The 20558-nt window shown below is 60.9% G+C and carries 15 protein-coding genes, 2 tRNA genes and 3 rRNA genes; 16 read left to right on the top strand and 4 right to left on the bottom strand.

Translation table 11 applies throughout. From position 1 onward, the window contains the following. The first annotated feature begins 57 nt into the window (after positions 1-57). The 9 genes from KJJ24_RS07100 to rrf all read left to right on the top strand — a co-directional run bounded on the left by KJJ24_RS07100 (position 58) and on the right by rrf (position 8775). Positions 58-618, top strand: a complete 561-nt coding sequence (locus tag KJJ24_RS07100) for a hypothetical protein (RefSeq protein ID WP_214342969.1) — start codon at positions 58-60, stop codon at positions 616-618. Between the two features lie 3 nt (positions 619-621). Further along, positions 622-981: a hypothetical protein gene (locus KJJ24_RS07095; protein WP_214342967.1), complete on the top strand. Its 360-nt coding sequence runs from the start codon at positions 622-624 to the stop codon at positions 979-981. A 55-nt stretch (positions 982-1036) separates the two neighbouring features. After that, positions 1037-2038 carry a type I glyceraldehyde-3-phosphate dehydrogenase gene (gene gap / locus KJJ24_RS07090; RefSeq protein WP_214342966.1) on the top strand — a complete coding sequence of 334 codons (1002 nt, stop codon included), beginning with the start codon at positions 1037-1039 and terminating at the stop codon, positions 2036-2038. A gap of 296 nt (positions 2039-2334) precedes the next feature. Beyond that, entirely contained in the window at positions 2335-2643 is a 309-nt protein-coding gene (locus KJJ24_RS07085; protein WP_214342964.1) for a hypothetical protein, read from the top strand. 656 nt (positions 2644-3299) lie between these two features. Then, positions 3300-4784, top strand: a 16S ribosomal RNA gene (locus KJJ24_RS07080). A gap of 193 nt (positions 4785-4977) precedes the next feature. Further along, positions 4978-5051 (top strand) — tRNA-Ile (locus KJJ24_RS07075). 55 nt (positions 5052-5106) lie between these two features. Beyond that, positions 5107-5179, top strand: a tRNA-Ala gene (locus tag KJJ24_RS07070). A 443-nt stretch (positions 5180-5622) separates the two neighbouring features. Further along, positions 5623-8498, top strand: a 23S ribosomal RNA gene (locus KJJ24_RS07065). Positions 8499-8658: 160 nt separating this feature from the next. Continuing rightward, positions 8659-8775, top strand: a 5S ribosomal RNA gene (gene rrf, locus KJJ24_RS07060). The 16S, 23S and 5S rRNA genes sit together here with 2 tRNA genes alongside, the layout of an rRNA operon. Before the next feature lie 581 nt (positions 8776-9356). Here rrf and KJJ24_RS07055 read toward each other — a convergent pair. Both KJJ24_RS07055 and rimI read right to left on the bottom strand, forming a co-directional pair. Next, the gene (locus tag KJJ24_RS07055) at positions 9357-11918 is read right to left on the bottom strand and encodes an ATP-dependent Clp protease ATP-binding subunit (RefSeq protein ID WP_214342961.1); all 2562 of its coding nucleotides are present in this window, start codon (positions 11916-11918) and stop codon (positions 9357-9359) included. Between the two features lie 150 nt (positions 11919-12068). Further along, positions 12069-12560: a ribosomal protein S18-alanine N-acetyltransferase gene (rimI, locus tag KJJ24_RS07050; protein WP_371811798.1), complete on the bottom strand. Its 492-nt coding sequence runs from the start codon at positions 12558-12560 to the stop codon at positions 12069-12071. Positions 12561-12594: 34 nt separating this feature from the next. On the opposite strand from rimI, the gene lysA reads away from it, so the two are divergent. The 7 genes from lysA (at position 12595) to KJJ24_RS07015 (ending at position 19036) form a co-directional block, all read left to right on the top strand. Continuing rightward, entirely contained in the window at positions 12595-13995 is a 1401-nt protein-coding gene (gene lysA, locus KJJ24_RS07045; RefSeq protein WP_214342959.1) for a diaminopimelate decarboxylase, read from the top strand. An 85-nt stretch (positions 13996-14080) separates the two neighbouring features. Then, positions 14081-14848, top strand: a complete 768-nt coding sequence (locus KJJ24_RS07040; protein ID WP_250545008.1) for a diadenylate cyclase — start codon at positions 14081-14083, stop codon at positions 14846-14848. Beyond that, positions 14845-15642 (top strand): isoprenyl transferase, encoded by a 798-nt coding sequence (locus tag KJJ24_RS07035; protein ID WP_250544971.1) that lies wholly within the window; start codon positions 14845-14847, stop codon positions 15640-15642. The genes KJJ24_RS07040 and KJJ24_RS07035 overlap by 4 nt, the downstream gene beginning before the upstream one ends. Beyond that, on the top strand, positions 15639-16631 hold the full coding sequence (gene bioB, locus KJJ24_RS07030) for a biotin synthase BioB (RefSeq protein WP_214342957.1): 993 nt from the start codon (positions 15639-15641) through the stop codon (positions 16629-16631). Before KJJ24_RS07035 ends, bioB begins: the two co-directional genes overlap by 4 nt. Further along, positions 16628-17569, top strand: coding sequence for a rhodanese-related sulfurtransferase (locus KJJ24_RS07025; RefSeq protein ID WP_214342955.1), 942 nt, complete (start codon positions 16628-16630; stop codon positions 17567-17569). Before bioB ends, KJJ24_RS07025 begins: the two co-directional genes overlap by 4 nt. Next, positions 17550-18527, top strand: coding sequence for a DUF952 domain-containing protein (locus tag KJJ24_RS07020; protein WP_214342953.1), 978 nt, complete (start codon positions 17550-17552; stop codon positions 18525-18527). The genes KJJ24_RS07025 and KJJ24_RS07020 overlap by 20 nt, the downstream gene beginning before the upstream one ends. Next, the gene (locus KJJ24_RS07015; protein WP_214342951.1) at positions 18524-19036 is read left to right on the top strand and encodes a hypothetical protein; all 513 of its coding nucleotides are present in this window, start codon (positions 18524-18526) and stop codon (positions 19034-19036) included. Before KJJ24_RS07020 ends, KJJ24_RS07015 begins: the two co-directional genes overlap by 4 nt. Here KJJ24_RS07015 and lipA read toward each other — a convergent pair. Beyond that, on the bottom strand, positions 19015-19920 hold the full coding sequence (gene lipA / locus KJJ24_RS07010) for a lipoyl synthase (RefSeq protein ID WP_214342949.1): 906 nt from the start codon (positions 19918-19920) through the stop codon (positions 19015-19017). The two genes, KJJ24_RS07015 and lipA, sit on opposite strands and share 22 nt — an antisense overlap. Before the next feature lie 5 nt (positions 19921-19925). Next, positions 19926-20495 carry a recombination mediator RecR gene (gene recR / locus KJJ24_RS07005; RefSeq protein ID WP_250545007.1) on the bottom strand — a complete coding sequence of 190 codons (570 nt, stop codon included), beginning with the start codon at positions 20493-20495 and terminating at the stop codon, positions 19926-19928. Positions 20496-20558: the final 63 nt, after the last annotated feature.

Here is a 20558-nt window from a genome sequence, read left to right as displayed (position 1 = left end):
CCCCCTGTCTGCCGGGCCCGTTTGGCGTCAGATTGAGTGCAGTGGCGAGAGCAGGTGATGTCCAGGCGGGGATGGCGCACGCGGCTGGCCGACACGCTGATGCGCTGGGGCGCCGCCTTGCGGCCTCCGCAGGCTCTTCCCCCGGCCCCAGCGCGCATCAGCCTGCCGGCGGAGCCCCGCCAGCCTGCTGCCATGAGCCAGCTCCCCGGCGTGCGACCACCCCTGTCGATTGAGAAAGCGGTGCGCAACCGCGACCTGACCGTTCTCAAGCGGGAGGCCTGTGATGCCCTGGCAGCCCTCGCAGCGGCTCATGCCCTCATCACGTCAGCCCGGTTGGGGCAGATCCAGAACCTCCGCACCGATGTGGAACGCGGTGAGCTCGAAGAGCAAGACCTGGCCGATCTGGCCGGCGACTATCAGGCCTGGCAAAACGATCAGGTTCGTTTGTTCGATGCCCTGGCCCTGGTGCTGGGCATGGCGGTGCCTGAAGGTCGTGCCTTTGATCAGATCGATGAGGAGATGACCGAGGCGGCCGAAGCCCACCTCAATGCCCTGGCTGCCGAATACCAGCGGCGTTTGCTCAGTGACCAGTTTGAAGCCGGCCAGAAGGAGGGCTGATCCATGGCCCGCTTTCTCAGTGTGTTCAAACCCTCGGGTACCCCAAGCGCAGCGTCGTTGATCGATGCGCTGCAACACCTGCTGCAGGAGTTGCAGGCTGAGGTGGATCACCGCACGCCGGCCCATCTCAGTGCCTTGATGCGCGGGGGGCAAGAGCAGCTGCGCATGCAACTGTTTGCCGATGTGCAGGCCAAAGCAGAGGGCCCGGTGTTGGAGCTGGTGCTGATGAGTCGTGAACCCATGGGCCAGGGCGCTCCTCAGACCTTGGCCATGTTTGAGCGCCTGATTCAGCTCGTTGCCCACACCCAGCCGGCCATGGAGCTGCGCTTTCGCTCCGACCGCGATGGCGCTCTGCCCGTCTGAAGGTCGGCCCGTATGGTGTGGCCTGATTATTTGCGTTTAGTCAGGGAGGTCTCCGATGAGCATCCGCGTCGGCATTAACGGCTTTGGTCGGATCGGTCGCCTTGCCTTCCGCCGTGCCGTCAGCCTGCCGGATGTGGAGGTTGTGGGTATTAACGACCTCATCGATGTGGAGTACCTGGCTTACATGCTCCGCTACGACTCCACCCATGGGCGCTTCCAGGGTGATGTACGTGTGGAGAACGGCCAGCTGGTGGTGAATGGCAAGGCGATCCGTATCACGGCTGAGCGCGATCCCAACAACCTCAACTGGGGAGCCGTGGGAGCCGATTACGTGCTGGAGAGCACCGGTTTCTTCCTCACCGATGAAGCGGCTCGCGCCCACCTCAACGCTGGCGCCAAGCGTGTAGTGATGAGCGCCCCCTCGAAAGACAACACCCCCATCTTTGTGATGGGCGTGAACCACAAGAGCTACGCCGGCCAGCCGATCGTCTCCAACGCCAGCTGCACCACCAACTGCCTGGCCCCCATGGCCAAGGTGCTGCACGACAACTTCGGCATCGTGAATGGTCTGATGACGACCGTGCATGCCACCACCGCCACCCAGAAAACGGTGGATGGCCCCTCTGTGAAAGATTGGCGCGGCGGCCGTGGCGCCGGCCAGAACATCATTCCTAGTTCCACCGGCGCCGCTAAGGCCGTAGGCCGGGTGATCCCTGAGCTCAACGGCAAGCTCACCGGCATGGCCTTCCGTGTGCCCACCCCCGATGTCTCGGTGGTGGATCTCACCGTGAACCTGGCCAAGCCCGCCACCTACGAGCAGGTGAAAGCCGCCATGAAGGCCGCCTCCGAGGGAGAGCTAGCAGGAATCCTCGGCTACACCGAAGACGATGTGGTCTCCAATGACTTCCTCGGTGAGAGCTGCACGTCTGTGTTTGATGCCGGCGCCGGCATCGCCCTCACCGACACGTTCATGAAGCTGGTGTCGTGGTACGACAACGAGTGGGGCTACAGCTGCAAGTGCATCGATCTGATGCGTCACATGGCCACGGTGAACTGATCCAAGAGCCAGGCCCAGAGGGGCACGCTGATCAGCGAGAGCAGCGTGCTCCACAGCACCAGTTGCGCAGCCGGGAGTCACTCCCGGCTTTTTTGTGGGCTCGCCACCGCCTGTGATCACCAGGCTGAACAGGGCTGCATCGCTGTTGCGGCAGGTGGGGGACCTTGCGACCCAGAGCCATGCCCAACAGCAAGCCAGGGGCCAGTTCGTGCAGCAACTGCAGCATCGCTTCACCCTGGCAGCCGTTGCAGCTGGTCGCTGGCAGCGCTAACGCTGATGCAACAGCGGGTGGGCCCATGGACGACCAGCCGATCACTCCCCATGCAGTGCCGGTTTTCGATACCGAGGGCAACCTCACCTACACCGGCGATGACGGACGCCGCTACGTGGTGGGTCCGTTGCCGGAGCTCGATGAGGCCCAGGTTGATCAAGTGATGCAGCGCCTGTTGGCTGGCCAGGGGTTGTTCGCCGATCTGGAGAGCCTCGCCAATCAGTGGTTAGGGCAGGTTTGCGGTCCGGATCTCAGCCGTGCCGCAGCGCTGGCCCTACTGCTCTCCAGCCTGGAGATGGCCTTGGATCCGGCTGACGACGACGGGGTGAGCTGATGCTTCACAGGGGGGGCAACGATCTGGTAGCTTTTGCTACTGCCCGCAAGCCGCAAGGCCTGGGCAGGAACCGAAGACCCGAGCGATCGGTGTTGTAGGTTCAGAGAGCGGCTGAGACGCCGCTTCGAACTGAAAGCCGGTTTCTCTGGTGATGTAGGTTCAACAAGCGGTCGAAAGATCGCTGATCCGAGAGCCAACTCCGAGAGGAGGCACCTGAGAGGGTGAGCCGAAAGGCTGCGGTGATTGGAGCACCTGGACAACTGAAACGTTTAGGAACTGACGCTTTCACTGCGTCAGCTGCTGACAGGAACCACCCGAGAGGGTGTTGAGCTTGTGAGTGGTTGGCCGCAAAGAGCAGTGAAGGTGTGAGGTCCCGTCAAAAATTTTAGTTGCAGAAGCCTATTGCTTTACAACAAGGGTGGCTCTCACGGCTGCGTTTGTTGTCGGTGTGCAGTGGGTGGAGCAACGACCGGATCTGAGATCCTGGAAAGTCAAGACGAAAGAAATTTTGTTTTTGCACTCTTTGAACGCTTCTGTCAGAGGAAGTGGCTCCAACTGTTTGATCTGCGCCAGTGGATGAAGTGGGTGATGAGCAATTCAAGTTGAGATGAACCGAAGCAGCTTGCTGATGAGGGTAAGTCAACAGGACTTGAACTACAACGGAGAGTTTGATCCTGGCTCAGGATGAACGCTGGCGGCGTGCTTAACACATGCAAGTCGAACGAACCTTCGGGTTAGTGGCGGACGGGTGAGTAACGCGTGAGAATCTGCCCTCAGGAGGGGGATAACGGCTGGAAACGGCCGCTAATACCCCATATGCCGCGAGGTGAAATGAATTTCGCCTGAGGATGAGCTCGCGTCTGATTAGCTAGTTGGTGGGGTAAGAGCCTACCAAGGCATCGATCAGTAGCTGGTCTGAGAGGATGATCAGCCACACTGGGACTGAGACACGGCCCAGACTCCTACGGGAGGCAGCAGTGGGGAATTTTCCGCAATGGGCGAAAGCCTGACGGAGCAACGCCGCGTGAGGGATGAAGGCCTCTGGGCTGTAAACCTCTTTTATCAAGGAAGAAGATCTGACGGTACTTGATGAATAAGCCACGGCTAATTCCGTGCCAGCAGCCGCGGTAATACGGGAGTGGCAAGCGTTATCCGGAATTATTGGGCGTAAAGCGTCCGCAGGCGGTTTTGTAAGTCTGTTGTTAAAGCGTGGAGCTTAACTCCATTTCAGCAATGGAAACTGCAAGACTAGAGTGTGGTAGGGGCAGAGGGAATTCCCGGTGTAGCGGTGAAATGCGTAGATATCGGGAAGAACACCAGTGGCGAAGGCGCTCTGCTGGGCCATAACTGACGCTCATGGACGAAAGCCAGGGGAGCGAAAGGGATTAGATACCCCTGTAGTCCTGGCCGTAAACGATGAACACTAGGTGTCGGGGGAATCGACCCCTCCGGTGTCGTAGCCAACGCGTTAAGTGTTCCGCCTGGGGAGTACGCACGCAAGTGTGAAACTCAAAGGAATTGACGGGGGCCCGCACAAGCGGTGGAGTATGTGGTTTAATTCGATGCAACGCGAAGAACCTTACCAGGGTTTGACATCCTGCGAATCTCTTGGAAACGAGAGAGTGCCTTCGGGAACGCAGAGACAGGTGGTGCATGGCTGTCGTCAGCTCGTGTCGTGAGATGTTGGGTTAAGTCCCGCAACGAGCGCAACCCACGTCGTTAGTTGCCAGCATTTAGTTGGGCACTCTAGCGAGACCGCCGGTGATAAACCGGAGGAAGGTGTGGATGACGTCAAGTCATCATGCCCCTTACATCCTGGGCTACACACGTACTACAATGCTACGGACAAAGGGCAGCAAACTCGCGAGAGCTAGCAAATCCCATAAACCGTGGCTCAGTTCAGATCGTAGGCTGCAACTCGCCTACGTGAAGGAGGAATCGCTAGTAATCGCAGGTCAGCATACTGCGGTGAATACGTTCCCGGGCCTTGTACACACCGCCCGTCACACCATGGAAGTTGGCCACGCCCGAAGCCGTTACTCCAACCCTTGTGGAGGAGGATGTCGAAGGTGGGGCTGATGACTGGGGTGAAGTCGTAACAAGGTAGCCGTACCGGAAGGTGCGGCTGGATCACCTCCTAACAGGGAGACAATACCTGATTGTGATGTCTGAGTATTTTAATCTCAGGCCATGATCCTGTCATCTCGAAGGTCGATCGGTACCTCAACTTCAAGGTTGAGATGAATGAGATGTTTCGGCAAGTCATTCATGCTTGATTCTTGATTTTTAGTTCCTAAACGTTGTCTAGGTCACCCCATAGAGGGTTCACTTCCTGGGCCATTAGCTCAGGTGGTTAGAGCGCACCCCTGATAAGGGTGAGGTCCCTGGTTCAAGTCCAGGATGGCCCATTCAAACTCAGTTTAATTTTCATTGATGCATGTCAATGAAGAGGCGATGAGTCTTGGGGGTTTAGCTCAGTTGGTAGAGCGCCTGCTTTGCAAGCAGGATGTCAGCGGTTCGAGTCCGCTAACCTCCACTAACACCTGAACTCCTCAACCAGGAAGCAATTCTTGAGAGGTGACGTAGACGTTGTTCGCTGATCAAACGAGCTCGAGCGATCGAGCAGAGTTCAGCCTCAGAGCATTCCAAAGGATGGTTGCCCTGATGCTGAATTCAGCGAAGGAGCCTCGCGAGAGGTTTTTTCAATGAGATTCAGCAGAACCTTGACAACTGCATAGGTGAGTCTGGAAAGACAAAGCATCTCATAGAGGCGAGTCAATCAAGTCTGATGAGCCATCATTGATGGATCGTTATCAGGTTTGAGTTGATTCGTGATTCTATTTTTGAGAGCCGAGACCTTCTAGCGTTCTTCCGATGGCGCCGAGCCGGAGGGAGTCTGATCCTTAATTGGTAGCAGCAATGCTGACAATTTTGAGAGAATAGGCCTCAACAGCCTGAAGCGTTAGGAGGATTAAATTTGGTCAAGCTACAAAGGGCTCACGGTGGATACCTTGGCACACAGAGGCGATGAAGGACGTGTTTACCTGCGATAAGTCTCGGGGAGCTGGAAAAACGCTTTGATCCGGGAATTTCCGAATGGGGCAACCCCTAGAACGGCCGCCTGAATCTATAGGGCGGCACGAGCCAACCCAGCGAACTGAAACATCTTAGTAGCTGGAGGAAAGGAAAGTAAAAACGACTCCCTCAGTAGCGGCGAGCGAACGGGGAAGAGCCTAAACCGATGCTTTCGAGCATCGGGGTTGTGGGACAGCAACGTGTATCAGGGATGTTAGAAGAAGCGTTTGAATGGCGCACCACAGAGGGTGAAAGTCCCGTATTCGAAAACTGAACTGAGCTAGCTGTATCCCGAGTAGCACGGAGCACGTGAAATTCCGTGTGAATCCGCGAGGACCACCTCGTAAGGCTAAGTACTCCTGTGTGACCGATAGCGCAACAGTACCGCGAGGGAAAGGTGAAAAGAACCCCGGGAGGGGAGTGAAATAGAACATGAAACCGTGAGCTTACAAGCAATGGGAGCCCGACTGATCGGGTGACCGTGTGCCTGTTGAAGAATGAGCCGGCGACTTATAGGCACTGGCAGGTTAAACCGGGAATGGTGGAGCCATAGCGAAAGCGAGTCTGAATAGGGCGATTGTCAGTGTTTATAGACCCGAACCCGGGTGATCTAACCATGGCCAGGATGAAGCTTGGGTGATACCAAGTGGAGGTCCGAACCGACTGATGTTGAAAAATCAGCGGATGAGCTGTGGTTAGGGGTGAAATGCCAATCGAACCCGGAGCTAGCTGGTTCTCCCCGAAATACGTTGAGGCGTAGCGTCTAGTGCTCCAGCAGGGGGGTAAAGCCACTGTTTCGGTGCGGGCTGCGAGAGCGGTACCAAATCGAGACAAACTCTGAATACCCTGTGTGTAACTAGGCAGTCAGACTGTGGGGGATAAGCTCCATGGTCGAAAGGGAAACAGCCCAGACCGCCAGCTAAGGTCCCCAAATCAACACTAAGTGATAAAGGAGGTGGGATTGCCCAGACAACCAGGAGGTTTGCCTAGAAGCAGCCATCCTCAAAGGAGTGCGTAATAGCTCACTGGTCGAGCGATCCTGCGCCGAAAATGAACGGGGCTAAGTGTTGTACCGAAGCTGCGGATTAAACTTGTTTAATGGTAGGGGAGCGTTCCATGTGGGGTGAAGCGTTAGCGTAAGCGGGCGTGGACTGCATGGAAGTGAGAATGTCGGCTTGAGTAGCGAAAAAATGGGTGAGAATCCCATTCCCCGAAACCCTAAGGGTTCCTCCGGCAGGCTCGTCCGCGGAGGGTTAGTCAGGACCTAAGGCGAGGCCGAAAGGCGTAGTCGATGGACAACAGGTCAACATTCCTGTACTGATCATGTTTTGGGAAGGGGGACGGAGAAGGCTAGCCAATCCGGATGTTGGTTACCGGTCCAAGCGTTCGAGGCGTTGAGAGCTGGTGAAAACAGCTTGAGCTGAGGCGTGAGTGCGAGCTTCTACGGAAGCGAAGTTGGTGACGTCAAGCTTCCAAGAAAAGCCCTATACCCGTTAAGGCATGATTACCTGTACCCGAAACCGACACAGGTGGGGTGGTAGAGAATACCGAGGGGCGCGAGGTAACTCTCTCTAAGGAACTCGGCAAAATGACCCCGTAACTTCGGGAGAAGGGGTGCCAGCGCGAGCTGGTCGCAGTGAATAGGCCCAGGCGACTGTTTACCAAAAACACAGGTCTCCGCTAAGTCGCAAGACGATGTATGGGGGCTGACGCCTGCCCAGTGCCGGAAGGTTAAAGAAGTTGGTCAGCGCAAGCGAAGCTAACGACTGAAGCCCCGGTGAACGGCGGCCGTAACTATAACGGTCCTAAGGTAGCGAAATTCCTTGTCGGGTAAGTTCCGACCCGCACGAAAGGCGTAACGATCTGGGCGCTGTCTCGGAGAGAGGCTCGGCGAAATAGAATTGTCTGTGAAGATGCGGACTACGTGCACCCGGACAGAAAGACCCTATGAAGCTTTACTGTAGCTTGGTATTGTGCTCGGGCTCGCAATGCGCAGGATAGGTGGGAGGCTTTGATCCATTGCTTGTGGGTGATGGTGAGCCACTGGTGAGATACCACTCTTTGCGAGCTAGGGTTCTAACGGTTACCCGTCATCCGGGAACCGGACAGTATCTGGTGGGCAGTTTGACTGGGGCGGTCGCCTCCTAAAAGGTAACGGAGGCGCGCAAAGGTTTGCTCAGGCTGGTTGGAAATCAGCCGACGAGTGTAAAAGCAGAAGCAAGCTTGACTGTGAGACCTACAAGTCGAACAGGGAGGAAACTCGGCTTTAGTGATCCGACGGTTCTGAGTGGAAGGGCCGTCGCTCAACGGATAAAAGTTACTCTAGGGATAACAGGCTGATCTCCCCCAAGAGTTCACATCGACGGGGAGGTTTGGCACCTCGATGTCGGCTCATCGCAACCTGGGGCTGAAGTCGGTCCCAAGGGTTGGGCTGTTCGCCCATTAAAGCGGTACGCGAGCTGGGTTCAGAACGTCGTGAGACAGTTCGGTCCATATCCGGTGCATGCGCAGGAATATTGAGAGGATTTCTCCCTAGTACGAGAGGACCGGGAGGAACGCACCTCTGGTGTACCAGTTATCGTGCCAACGGTAAACGCTGGGTAGCCATGTGCGGAGTGGATAACCGCTGAAAGCATCTAAGTGGGAAGCCCACCTCAAGATGAGTATTCCCATGGCTTAAGCCAGTAAGGTCACGGGAAGAACACCCGTTGATAGGCTCTATGTGGAAGCGCAGTAATGCGTGAAGCAGAGGAGTACTAATAGACCGAGGGCTTGACCAAACCTCAGCTCTCAGGCCTCCATGTGAGGCGAGATCTTTGTCTTCTAGAGCGAATGTCTTGTGCTGGTGAAAGCCAGCATGAGACGATCTCGTAACCTATGCAGTTCTCAGGGTTCACCTGAGAGCAAAGAAGTTGAAAGCTTTTAACCTAAGTTTTCTATCCTGGTGTCCATGGCGCATTGGAACCACTCCGATCCATCTCGAACTCGGCTGTGAAACGATGCAGCGCCGACGATATTTGGGGGGTAGCCCCCTGAGAAAATAGGTCGATGCCAGGTAAAACATTCTTTGCTCCAACCAGCTCTCGCTCCAATCGCTGCTGTTGATCAGCCGATTGGAGCGTTGAAACAGAGAAGCCACCCGAGAGGGTGGCTTTTTTGTTGGCTTATCGGCAGTAGCTATCGACCCAGCTCTGGGCATCACGCTGCGACATGCCTTTGTATTCGATCGGTTCTGGATCGCTTGTGGAGCATGGTCCTACGACGCTGCTGCCGTCTTCCCAGTACACGCCAAGATAAACCTTGCCACGGCCATAGATGGCGCGGCAGACATCTACGGTGTCGCCTCCTTGATCGCGTTCTGTTCGGCAATGTCTGTCGTCAAAATCGTCACCCGGTGTCCAAGCCCGTGCGCTTGACGCGCTGACGGTGGCTAGTGCCACACTGAGGAGCACGCCTCCGATCTGTCTAAGGACCTGCATCGCTGGAGCACCTCAGTGTGAGCCAACTGTAAACGGGCTTGCGATTCACGGCATCTGTGATGTTGCGGACAGTTTTGCTGTCCACAGCAAAAGGGGCCTGGTGGCATTGCCACCAGGCCCCAGGATGATGAGATGAACACACCCGAGAGGGCTGTTCGATCAGCCAGGTACTCCCGCTAGTACGGGCATGGCTAGTTCGCCTTGCTTGCGGATTACCACTTGCTTCTTCTCGTCAACATCGACGACAGCGCTGTCGCCTTCGCCGATGCGGCCGGAGAGGAACTCTTCGGCCAGTGAGTCTTCCAGCAGGCGCATCACGGCGCGGCGCAATGGGCGGGCTCCGTAGCTGGGGTTGTAGCCCTCTTCCACAAGCCGTTCCTTGAAGCCATCGGTCACGGAGAGATGGATGCCCTTCTCTTCCATCCGGCTGAACACCTCTTTAAGCATGATCTCGGCGATTTCCTTCACCTCATCGCGGCTGAGCTGACGGAAGACGATGATCTCGTCGAGACGGTTGAGGAACTCAGGGCGGAAGTATTGCTTCAGCTCTTCGTTCACCAGGGAGCGGATGCGGTTGTAGTTCGTTTCCTCCGCGTCCGTGCCAGAGAATTCAAAGCCGAGACCGCCGCCACCCTTTTCAATCACCTTCGAACCGATGTTCGAGGTCATGATGATCAAGGTGTTCTTGAAATCAACAGTGCGGCCCTTGGAATCGGTCAGGCGACCATCTTCTAGAAGTTGCAGCAGCAGATTGAACACATCGGGGTGGGCCTTTTCAATCTCATCGAACAGCACCACGGTGTAGGGGCGACGGCGCACCGCTTCGGTGAGCTGGCCGCCTTCATTGAAGCCCACATAACCCGGAGGCGAGCCGATCAGCTTGCTGACGGTGTGGCGCTCCATGAACTCCGACATGTCCAGGCGAATCATTGCCTCTTCGCTACCGAAGAAGTAGGCCGCCAAAGACTTGGTGAGCTCGGTTTTACCAACGCCGGTTGGGCCGGAGAAGATGAAACTGGCGATCGGGCGATTGGGGTTTTTCAGTCCAACCCGAGCCCGGCGAATGGCGCGGGAGACAGCTTTAACGGCTTCGTCTTGACCGATCAGGCGCTGGTGGAGGGTTTCCTCCATATTCAGCAGCTTGGCGGATTCGCTTTCGGTGAGCTTCTGGACCGGTACGCCGGTCCAGGAGGCCACGATTTGGGCGATGTCTTCTTCCGTCACCATGGGTGAGCGGTCATCGACAGGCGCTTCCACCACTGCTGTTGCTGTAGGAGCAGCGCTGTCGGTCGCGCCCTCAGCTCCAGCCTCTGATGCCTTGGCTTCGGGCTCCTCCTTGCGGGTCTGCAGGATGGAACGAATCTGATCGCGCAATTCCACTTCCTTGTCGCGTAGTTCACCAGCCTTGGTGAAGTCTTGCTCGCGTACAGCGTCTTCCTTTTCTTTCTGAATGGCACGCAGCTGCTTGTCGATCTCCTTGGCTGCAGGGGGCAGCTTGGAGTTCATCAACCGCACACGGCTACCGGCCTCATCAACCAGATCGATGGCTTTGTCGGGTAGGAAGCGATCGGAGATGTAGCGATCGCCCAGGGTTGCGGCCGCCACAAGCGCTTCGTCAGCGATGGTGAGGCGGTGGTGAGCTTCGTAGCGCTCCTTCAAGCCCCGCAGAATTTCGATGGTGTCATCCACCGAAGGTTCGCCCACCTGCACCGGCTGGAAGCGGCGCTCCAGGGCTGCATCACGCTCGATGTGCTTGCGGTACTCATCCAGGGTGGTGGCGCCAATGCACTGCAACTCGCCACGGGCCAGAGCCGGTTTGAGGATGTTGGCAGCGTCGATGGCGCCCTCAGCGGCACCTGCGCCGATCAAGGTGTGCACCTCGTCAATCACGAGGATCACGTTTCCGGCACCCCGGATCTCCTCCATGATTTTTTTGAGGCGCTCCTCAAACTCACCGCGGTATTTGGTACCGGCTACAAGCAGGCCGATGTCGAGGGTGAGAACGCGCTTGTCTTCCAGGATGTCGGGAATATCGCCGGAATTGATGCGCTGCGCCAAACCTTCGGCAATGGCTGTCTTGCCCACGCCCGGTTCGCCGATCAGCACCGGATTGTTTTTGGTGCGGCGACCCAGGATCTGGATCACACGCTCAATTTCGTGTTGGCGACCCACCACGGGATCGAGCTTGCCGTCAGCTGCCTGTTGGGTGAGGTTGCTGCCGAATTCATCGAGGGTGGGTGTTTTGGTGGAGCCTTTGCCGCCACCGCCACCGCCGGCCACCTCGGCGGTTTCGCCGAGCATGCGGATCACCTGTGTGCGCACCTTGGCCAGGTCAACCCCGAGGTTTTCGAGCACCCGGGCTGCCACGCCCTCACCCTCGCGGATCAAACCCAGGAGCAGGTGTTCGGTGCCGATGTAGTTATGGCCAAGTTGACGGGCCTCTTCGAGTGAGAGCTCCAGCACCCGTTTGGCTCGAGGCGTGAAGGGGATTTCGACGGCCACGAAGCCGGAGCCGCGGCCAATAATCTTTTCCACCTCGACGCGGGCGTCCTTGAGGTTGACGCCCATCGACTTGAGCACCTTGGCCGCCACGCCGGTGCCCTCACCGATCAGGCCCAGCAGGATCTGCTCGGTGCCCACGAAGTTGTGACCCAGGCGGCGAGCCTCCTCTTGGGCCAGCATGATCACCTTGATGGCCTTCTCGGTAAACCGCTCGAACATGGGCGGGGCCTGTTGCGTGTACACCCAACTTATCAGGGTTGGCCGGGTGAGTGTGGTGAAGGTGGATGGCCTACCAGATCCACTGGTGCACCTGGGATCTGGCCTGCTGATTACAACAATTCAAGCTGCGCACATTTTCGGTTGTTCGCATCAGGAATGGTCGGCAATCCGAACCCCTTCCGTGTCCCGTAAGGACATCCATTGGATCAGGGCATCGTCGCCATTGCGGTAGTAACCGCGACGGATGCCGGCCGTAGCAAAGCCGCTGCGGGCATAGAGCCCAGCGGCTGGCTTGTTGCTGGCGCTCACCTCCAGAGTTGCGCGGCTGGCACCCAGTTGGCTGGCTTGGCTGAGTAGCCCTTGCAGTACGCGAGAGCCAAGCCCCGCTCGCCGCCGTTGGGGTGTCACCGCCACGGCTGTGATCTGCAGCTCATCCACAACCAACCAGCCGCAGGCCACGGCCAGTAGCTCTTCGTTGTCGAGCAAGCCGATGCAGAGGCGCTGCTCTTCTTGCAGTTCCCGCTGCCATTGCTGGCGACTCCACAACCCATTCAGGGCTGCTTGGTCGAGTTTGAGGCAGGCCTCCAAGTTCGCCGGCGTGAGCAGCTGAAGCTGCAGGGGGGGCTCTGTCTCAGTAGACACCGGCTTGCCGCGGGGCACTTCATAGGATCGCCCGATGACGATCACGACTGCCCCCGCCTCAGCAGCGGTGGATGCCGCTGCCCTGCGGCCCTACGAAGCCCATCGCGATGGGGAGAGCCCCAACCGCAACCTCACCCCTCTGTCCACTGGTCTCGACGCCGAAGGGCGCCTGGTGGTGGGCGGCTGCGTGCTGAGCGATCTGGCGCGCCGTTACGGCACACCGTTGTATGTGCTGGATGAAGCCACCTTGCGGGGCACCGCCCAGGCCTACCGCAATGCGTTGGCTTCCCACTATCCCGGCTCCGCTCTGGCGCTCTACGCCTCCAAGGCAAACAGCAGCCTGGCGATCACGGCCGTTGTGGCCTCAGAAGGGCTCGGCCTTGATGCTGTCTCGGCGGGTGAATTGCTTACGGCGGTGCAAGGGGGCATGCCGCCGGAGCGGATCGTGTTCCACGGCAACAACAAGAGCCTGGAGGAGCTGCGCCTGGCGGTTGACTTGGGCGTCACGGTGGTGGCTGATAACTGGCTGGATCTCGAGCAGCTGGCCACCCTCAGCCTTGCGCAGCCGGTGCGCCTGATGCTGCGCTTTACACCGGGCATTGAATGCCATACGCACGAGTACATCCGCACCGGCCACCTGGACAGCAAGTTCGGCTTCGACCCCGATCAACTCGAGGCGGTGCTGCAGCACCTCAAGGGCTGCGCCTGGGCTCAGGTGAGTGGTCTGCATGCCCATATCGGCTCGCAGATCTTTGAGTTGCAGCCCCACCGCGATCTCGCCGGTGTGATGGCGGATGCCCTCAAGTTGGCGCGTGACCTCGGCCATCCCGTGAGTGATCTCAACGTGGGTGGTGGTCTGGGAATCCGTTATGTGGAGAGCGACGATCCGCCGTCGATCGACGCCTGGGTGCGCACGGTGGCTGAGGCCGTGGCCCGTGCCTGTGAGGAACGCGGCCTGGAGCTTCCTCGCTTGCTGTGTGAGCCGGGGCGTTCCCTGGTGGCCACCGCCGGTGTGACCCTCTACAGCGTGGGCAGCCGCAAGGAGATCCCTGGGCTTCGCACCTACCTATCGGTGGATGGCGGCATGAGCGATAACCCACGCCCGATTACCTATCAATCGCTCTACACGGCTGTGCTCGCCGACCGGCCCGAAGCCGATCCCACCGACACGGTGACTCTCGCCGGTAAGCACTGCGAATCCGGCGACGTGCTGCTGAAGGATCTGCAGCTTCCTCCCGCTAGCCATGGTGATGTGTTGGCGGTGTTTGCCACCGGTGCCTACAACGCCTCGATGGCCTCGAACTACAACCGCATCCCGAGACCTGCGGCGGTGTTGGTTGGCGATGGTCTGGTCGATCTTGTGCAGCGTCGCGAACAGCCGGAGGAACTGCTGCGCTACGACGTTCTGCCCGAGCGTCTGCGGCCGGTAACCTGATTTTCGCTTGTTGAGGGTGTTCGGGGTGTTGGGCGGAATCCAGCTAGGAGCTGTGCTGGATCTTCTGCTCGCCACAGCCCTGGGCATGGTGTTGTTAGCTCGGGTGAATGAACCGCGCACCCTTTGGTTGTTGCGGGGCTATCTCACCTTGGTGGCGCTGGCCTGGGTGGTTCAGCGATATGCCAACCTGCCGCTCACCAGCAAGCTGGTGGACGCGCTGGTGATGGCCTGCAGCCTGGCGTTGGCCATCCTCTGGCAAGGGGAGCTGCGCCGTTTGATGGAGCTGCTTGGAACGGGGCGGCTCGATGTGTTGTTTGGCAGTCAGCGGGCCGACAAGCGGGGCTCGGGTTCGGCGGCTGTGCTCAGCGATGCGGCGGGCCGGCTTTCGCAACTGCGGCGCGGAGGGCTGATCGTGGTGGATTTGGGCAGCGATCTTCGCCCGGAGGATTTTCTCAACCCCGGCATCGCTCTCGATGCCCAGCTCTCGGCTGACCTGCTGCTCAACCTGTTCGCCGTGGACACACCGCTTCACGACGGTGCGGTGCTGGTGAAGGGCAACCGCATCCTGTCGGCGGGCGTGATCCTGCCTCTGTCTCGCCAGGGGCTCAATCGCTATGGCACCCGTCACCTGGCGGCTCTGGGGATCACTGAGCGCTTCGATCGGTGCCTTTGCATCGTGGTGTCTGAAGAAACGGGAACCCTCTCGATGGCCCGCCAAGGCCGCCTGGAGCGCCCGATTACCAGTAGTCGCCTGCAGGAATTGCTGGGCGAATCCCTGGCGCAAAGCACCAAACCGGCCGCGAAAGGGGGTGGGCGTAGCGTGGCCATGGATAAGGCCGAGCCCAACGCATGAGTCGCTCCCTGGCGACCGCCACTGCCATCCAGGGGGATCGACCGTCCCGTTCCGTGCTGCCGGCCGGCCTCGACGCTGCTCGCCTGCCCGCCCATGTGGCGGTGATCATGGATGGCAATGGCCGCTGGGCCAGCCAGCGCAAGCTGCCGCGGGTCATGGGGCACCGTGAGGGCGTTGAAGCGCTCAAGCGCACGCTGCGCCTCTGCAGTGACTGGGGCATCGGCGCCTTAACGGCTTATGCCTTCTCCACCGAGAACTGGAGCCGCCCCGGTGAGGAGGTGAGCTTCTTGATGACCCTGTTTGAGCGGGTGCTGGCGCGGGAGCTACAGGCCCTGGATGACGAGCAGGTGCGCATTCGTTTTCTGGGTGACCTGGATCAATTGCCTGAGGGGCTGCAGCAGTTGATCGCTGATGCCACTCGTCGCACCGCAAAGAACACCGGCATTCACTTCAACGTATGCACCAATTACGGCGGCCGGCGGGAGCTGGTGCGCGCCGCTCGCCTGCTGGCGGAGCGTGTGGCCCGCGGTGAGCTCCAGCCAGGTGCCATCGATGAGCAGCAGTTCGCCGATCAGCTCTTTACTGCCGGGGAGGTTGATCCTGACCTGTTGATCCGCACCAGCGGCGAGCAGCGCATCAGCAACTTCTTGCTCTGGCAGCTGGCCTATGCCGAGCTGCATCTCACCGATGTGCTCTGGCCCGATTTCAACGAAGCAGCCCTCACCGCTGCGCTGCTCGATTACCAGAGCCGGCAGCGCCGTTTCGGCGGTGTTGACCCCCACGCCTCCCGATGACCTCCAGCCCCTTGCCCTTACCCGAGCTTCAGGTTCGCAGCGATTGGACCACGGCTGAAATCCAGGCCCTGCTGGAACTACCGCTGATGGATCTGCTCTGGCGAGCCCAGGCCGTGCACCGCCAGGCCAACCCCGGCTACCGGGTGCAATTGGCCTCCCTGCTCAGCGTGAAGACTGGCGGCTGCGAGGAAGACTGCGCCTATTGCCCCCAGTCGATGCACAACAGCAGCGATGTGGCTGGACGGCCGGAGCTTGAGGTGGAGCCGGTGCTCGCCCGGGCCCGCGCCGCCAAGGAGGCCGGTGCGCATCGCTTCTGTATGGGTTGGGCCTGGCGCGACATTCGCGACGGAGCCCCCTTTGAAGCCATGCTGTCCATGGTGCGCGGCGTGCGCGAGCTGGGGATGGAGGCCTGCGTGACCGCCGGCATGCTCACCGACAGCCAGGCCGAGCGGCTGGCTGCTGCCGGGCTCACCTCCTACAACCACAACCTCGATACCAGCCCCGAGCATTACGACCGGATCATCACCACCCGCACCTTTCAGGAACGGCTGGAAACCCTGCAGCGGGTGCGCAAGGCTGGAATCTCGATGTGCTGTGGCGGCATCATCGGTATGGGCGAAACCCTCACCGATCGGGCCTCGCTGCTGCAGGTGCTCGCGGCGATGAACCCGCACCCCGAAAGCGTGCCGATCAATGCGCTGGTGGCCGTGGAGGGCACGCCGCTGGAGCAGCAGCCGGAGGTGGATCCGCTGGAGCTGGTGCGGATGGTGGCGGTGGCGCGGATCCTGATGCCCCACAGCCGTGTGCGCCTCAGCGCCGGGCGCGAAACGATGAGCCAGGAAGCGCAGGTGCTCGCCCTGTTGGCCGGCGCCGATTCGATCTTCTATGGCGACACCCTGCTCACCACGGGGAATCCGGATGTGGCCGCCGACCAGGAGCTGCTCGCGGCCGCCGGCGTGACCCCCTGGCAGGAGGCCGTGCCCGCGTGAGCGTGCAGGTGGCGGCCTTCTATGGCTTCACGGCTATGGCGGAGCTGCCGATGTTGCAGCAGGAGTTGCGGGCTCTGGCGGAAGCAGGCGCCGTGCGCGGCACGATCTTGTTGGCCGAAGAGGGGGTGAATGGCACGATCAGTGGCCCGCAGTCTGGGGTGCAGGCGGTGTTGGCGCGGCTGCGTCAGCTGCCGGGGCTGGCGGGGTTGGAAGCGAAAATGAGCGAAGCGCCGCAGCAGGCTTTTCATCGGCTCAAGGTGCGGATCAAGCGCGAGATCGTGACCATGGGCTGCCCCACCGTGAAGCCGGCCGAGCAGGTGGGCACCTATGTGGCGCCGCAGCAGTGGGATTCCCTGATCCGCGATCCGGATGTGCTGGTGGTGGATACCCGCAATGCCTACGAGGTGGCCGTGGGCACGTTTGCAGGAGCGATCGATCCCGGCACCGAGAGTTTCCGCGAGTTTCCTGCCTGGGTGGAGCAGGAGCTGCGGCCGTTGGTGGAGCAGCGCCAGCCCAGGGCGATTGCCATGTTCTGCACCGGCGGGATTCGCTGCGAGAAGAGCACGGCCTATCTGCTGCAACAGGGTTTTGACAACGTGCATCACCTGCAGGGCGGCATCCTGAGGTATCTCGAGGAGATGCCCGAGCAGGGCAGCAGCTGGCAGGGCGAGTGCTTTGTGTTTGATCAACGGGTGAGCGTGAACCATCAGCTCGAGCCCGGCAGCTACAGCCTGTGCCACGCCTGCGGTTTGCCGCTGTCACCGGCTGATCGCGAGCTCGCGTCGTATCGCGAGGGGGTGAGCTGCCTGCATTGCCTTGAGCGCTTCAACGACGCCGACCGCGCGCGGTTTGCCGAGCGACAGCATCAGATGCGCTTGGCGCGGGAGCGCGGGGTGCAACACATCGGTGGTGGCGCTGGTGCAGCCCGTTCTCTATAGCTTTCGCCGCTGCCCCTATGCCATGCGGGCGCGGCTGGCCCTGGCGGCGGCGGGGATGCAGCCCGACCACGCCTTCGAGCTGCGGGAGGTGGCGCTGAAGGCCAAGCCGCCGGAGTTGGTGGCGGCCTCCGCCAAAGCCACCGTGCCTGTGATGGTGCTGCCCGATGGCCGGGTGATCGAGGAAAGCCTGGCGATCATGCGTTGGGCGCTGGAGCAGCGTGATCCCCAGGGCTGGCTGAGCGGTTGGAGCTCCGCGGAGCGCGAGCACATGGAAGCTCTGGTCGCCGAGAACGATGGGCCGTTCAAGCACCACCTCGATCGTTTCAAGTACCCGGATCGCTACCCAGGGGAGACATCCGAGCCGCATCGCCTCTCCGCCATCGCGATCCTGAGCCGTTGGAGTGAACAGCTGAGTGCTGGTGGCTGGTTGTTGGGCGATCGCCCTTGCCTGGCCGATTGGGCGTTGTTGCCGTTTGTGCGGCAGTTCCGCCTGGCGGATCCCGAAGGCTTCGATGCGGAGCCAGGGCTTGCGCCGTTGAAAGGTTGGCTGGCCTGCTTCCTGGAGGGCCCCGAGCTGGCGGCCGTGATGGACGCTCCCTGGGCTGAGCGCAGCGCCTGGCGTTCTCCCGGTTGGCTGTATCACCTGGCGTTGCGCCAGGAGTGGAATGACGCCCGCCGCGACGGCATCTACCGCCGCTCCACCCGTGGGCGCTCTTTGGAGGAGGTGGGGTTCATCCATCTCAGCGCTTCCCATCAGGTGGATGCCACGGCGCAGCGCTTTTATGGCGATCTCCCTGCAGGGGCGGTTGTGCTGCTCATGATCGATCCACAGCGGTTGTCGGCCGCAGGCCTCAAGGTGCGCGAGGAGCCCGCGCCGGGAACCGGCGAGCTGTTCCCTCACCTCTACGGAACGTTGCCCTTGGATGCGGTGCTGTTGGCGCAGCCGCTGGTGGCATGAGTGATCCCTCCCTCGCCGAGATCGAACAGCTGGCCGCGGCCCAGGGGTTGTTGCTGCGGCTGCAGGTGCGCCGCTGGTTGGCGATCACCAGCCTGCGGGTGGTGGTGGCGCGGCCGCGGCCGGATCAGCCGCCCCTGTTGGTTGGTGAGCTCAAGGGCTGGGCCTTACCCCTGCCGGATGCTCTCCAGCTCGACACGATGCGGGTGCAGGGCCCGCAAACCCAGGGCGTGGGTGCGTTGATCTGGGCAGCCACGTTTGCCTGGGCGCTGGAATCCACCCCCTGCCGCAGCGCCCGCTTGCTGGCCATCCGCGACAACGATCAGCAGCACCGCTGCCTGGTGCGCTATTTCAAGCGGCTGGGGTTTGAGCCGATTCGTGAGGTGGGAGCGGCGGCGGCTGATTTGCCCCTGCGTTTGGTGTGGGGCGGGGCTGGGTTACTGATGCGCGGCGATTGCGCGGGTGGCTTGGAGCGGGCCTGGCGTGTGGCTCAGCTGGCCTCACCCGCGTGATAGCTGCTGCGCACGAGGGGGCCTGAGCGCACATCAGCAAAGCCCAGATCCCGGGCGATCACCGCCAGCTCCTCAAATTCAGTTGGTGTCCAGTAGCGATCCACCGGGATGTGGTCCAGGGAGGGGCGCAGGTATTGGCCGAGGGTGAGGCGTTGGCAGTCAACGGTGCGCAGATCGCGCAACGCGGCCACCACTTCCTTGAGGGTTTCGCCTAAACCCAGCATCAGGCCGCTTTTGGTGGGGATCTGGGGTGCCAGCTCACGGGCGGCGGCCAGTAGCCCCAGCGAGCGGTTGTAGGTGGCGCCGCGGCGCACCTCGCCCTGCAGCCGTTCCACGGTTTCGAGGTTGTGGTTGAAGCACACCGGCTCGGCGGCGAGCACGGCTGCCAGCCGTTGGCGTTGGGCGGCGATTGCCTCCGCTTCATCGCGGTGGCCGCCCCAGAAGTCGGGGGTGAGCACTTCGATGGCGATCAGGGGGTTGCGAGCGCGGATGGCCGCCATCGCGTTGGTGAACAGGCTGGCGCCGTGGTCGGCCAGGTCGTCGCGGGCGACAGCGGTGAGCACCACGTAGCGCAAGCCCATCGCCTGCACCGCATCGGCCACACGCTCGGCTTCACCGGCATCGAAGGGCACGGGGGCCTGGCCCTTCTCCACCTGGCAAAACGCGCAGCTGCGGGTGCAGATTGGGCCGCCCAGCAAAAACGTGGCGGTGCCGGCGGCGTAACACTCGCCGCGGTTGGGGCAGCGGCCCTCCTCACAGATCGTGTGCAGCCGCTGCTGCTTCACCACCGCCTGCACCGCTTCGAGCTCGCTGGCGTTTCCGATCGGCGAGCGCAGCCAATCAGGCAGCCGCTCGGTGGGGGGGATGGTGCTGTAGCGGCTCACCGGCCTCATTCCATGCGGCGGCGCCCTTCCAGGGCCCGCGCCAGTGTGACCTCATCGGCGTATTCGAGTTCGCTGCCCACCGGCAGGCCGTAGGCGATGCGGCTCACCTGGGTGAAGGGTTTGAGCAAGCGGGCCAGGTAGAGGCTGGTGGTGTCGCCCTCCACCGAGGGGGTGAGGGCCAGGATCACTTCGCTGACGCCATCACGGTCGACACGCTCCACCAGCGGCTGAATTTGGAGCAGCTCCGGCCCTACGCCATCCATGGGGGAGATCAGACCACCGAGCACGTGGTAGCCACCTTTGAACTCGCGGGTGCGCTCTAGGGCCAGCAGATCGCGTGAGTCGGCCACCACGCAAAGCACGCCGGTGTTGCGCTCTTCATTGCGGCAGATCTCACAGAGGGGATCGGCCGAGAGGTGGTAGCAGCGCTTGCACTGGCCCACCTGGCTTTTGGCGGCCAGCAGGGCATCGGCGAAGGCCTGGATTTGTTCGCTGGGCTGGCGCAGCAGGTGCAGGGCCAGTCGCTGGGCTGTGCGCGGACCGATGCCCGGCAGTCGCTCGAACTGATCGATCAGTCGGGCCAGGGGGCGGGTGAAGCCGCTCAGGGCGCTGCCAACATCTGAACGGAATCTAGGCGG

This window comes from Synechococcus sp. LA31, from assembly GCF_018502385.1.
Taxonomy (GTDB): domain Bacteria; phylum Cyanobacteriota; class Cyanobacteriia; order PCC-6307; family Cyanobiaceae; genus Vulcanococcus.
The sequence above is the reverse complement of the archived record's forward strand: the minus strand, read 5'-3'. Positions and strand labels throughout refer to the sequence as shown.

What these genes read in the sequence shown, in the direction of transcription:
- KJJ24_RS07100 (WP_214342969.1), top strand. Translation starts at nt 58, where the DNA reads ATGTCCAGGCGGGGATGGCGCACGCGGCTGGCCGACACGCTGATGCGC.
- KJJ24_RS07095 (WP_214342967.1), top strand. Translation starts at nt 622, where the DNA reads ATGGCCCGCTTTCTCAGTGTGTTCAAACCCTCGGGTACCCCAAGCGCA.
- gap (WP_214342966.1), top strand. Translation starts at nt 1,037, where the DNA reads ATGAGCATCCGCGTCGGCATTAACGGCTTTGGTCGGATCGGTCGCCTT.
- KJJ24_RS07085 (WP_214342964.1), top strand. Translation starts at nt 2,335, where the DNA reads ATGGACGACCAGCCGATCACTCCCCATGCAGTGCCGGTTTTCGATACC.
- KJJ24_RS07055 (WP_214342961.1), bottom strand. Translation starts at nt 11,918, where the DNA reads ATGTTCGAGCGGTTTACCGAGAAGGCCATCAAGGTGATCATGCTGGCC.
- lysA (WP_214342959.1), top strand. Translation starts at nt 12,595, where the DNA reads ATGACGATCACGACTGCCCCCGCCTCAGCAGCGGTGGATGCCGCTGCC.
- KJJ24_RS07040 (WP_250545008.1), top strand. Translation starts at nt 14,081, where the DNA reads ATGGTGTTGTTAGCTCGGGTGAATGAACCGCGCACCCTTTGGTTGTTG.
- KJJ24_RS07035 (WP_250544971.1), top strand. Translation starts at nt 14,845, where the DNA reads ATGAGTCGCTCCCTGGCGACCGCCACTGCCATCCAGGGGGATCGACCG.
- bioB (WP_214342957.1), top strand. Translation starts at nt 15,639, where the DNA reads ATGACCTCCAGCCCCTTGCCCTTACCCGAGCTTCAGGTTCGCAGCGAT.
- KJJ24_RS07015 (WP_214342951.1), top strand. Translation starts at nt 18,524, where the DNA reads ATGAGTGATCCCTCCCTCGCCGAGATCGAACAGCTGGCCGCGGCCCAG.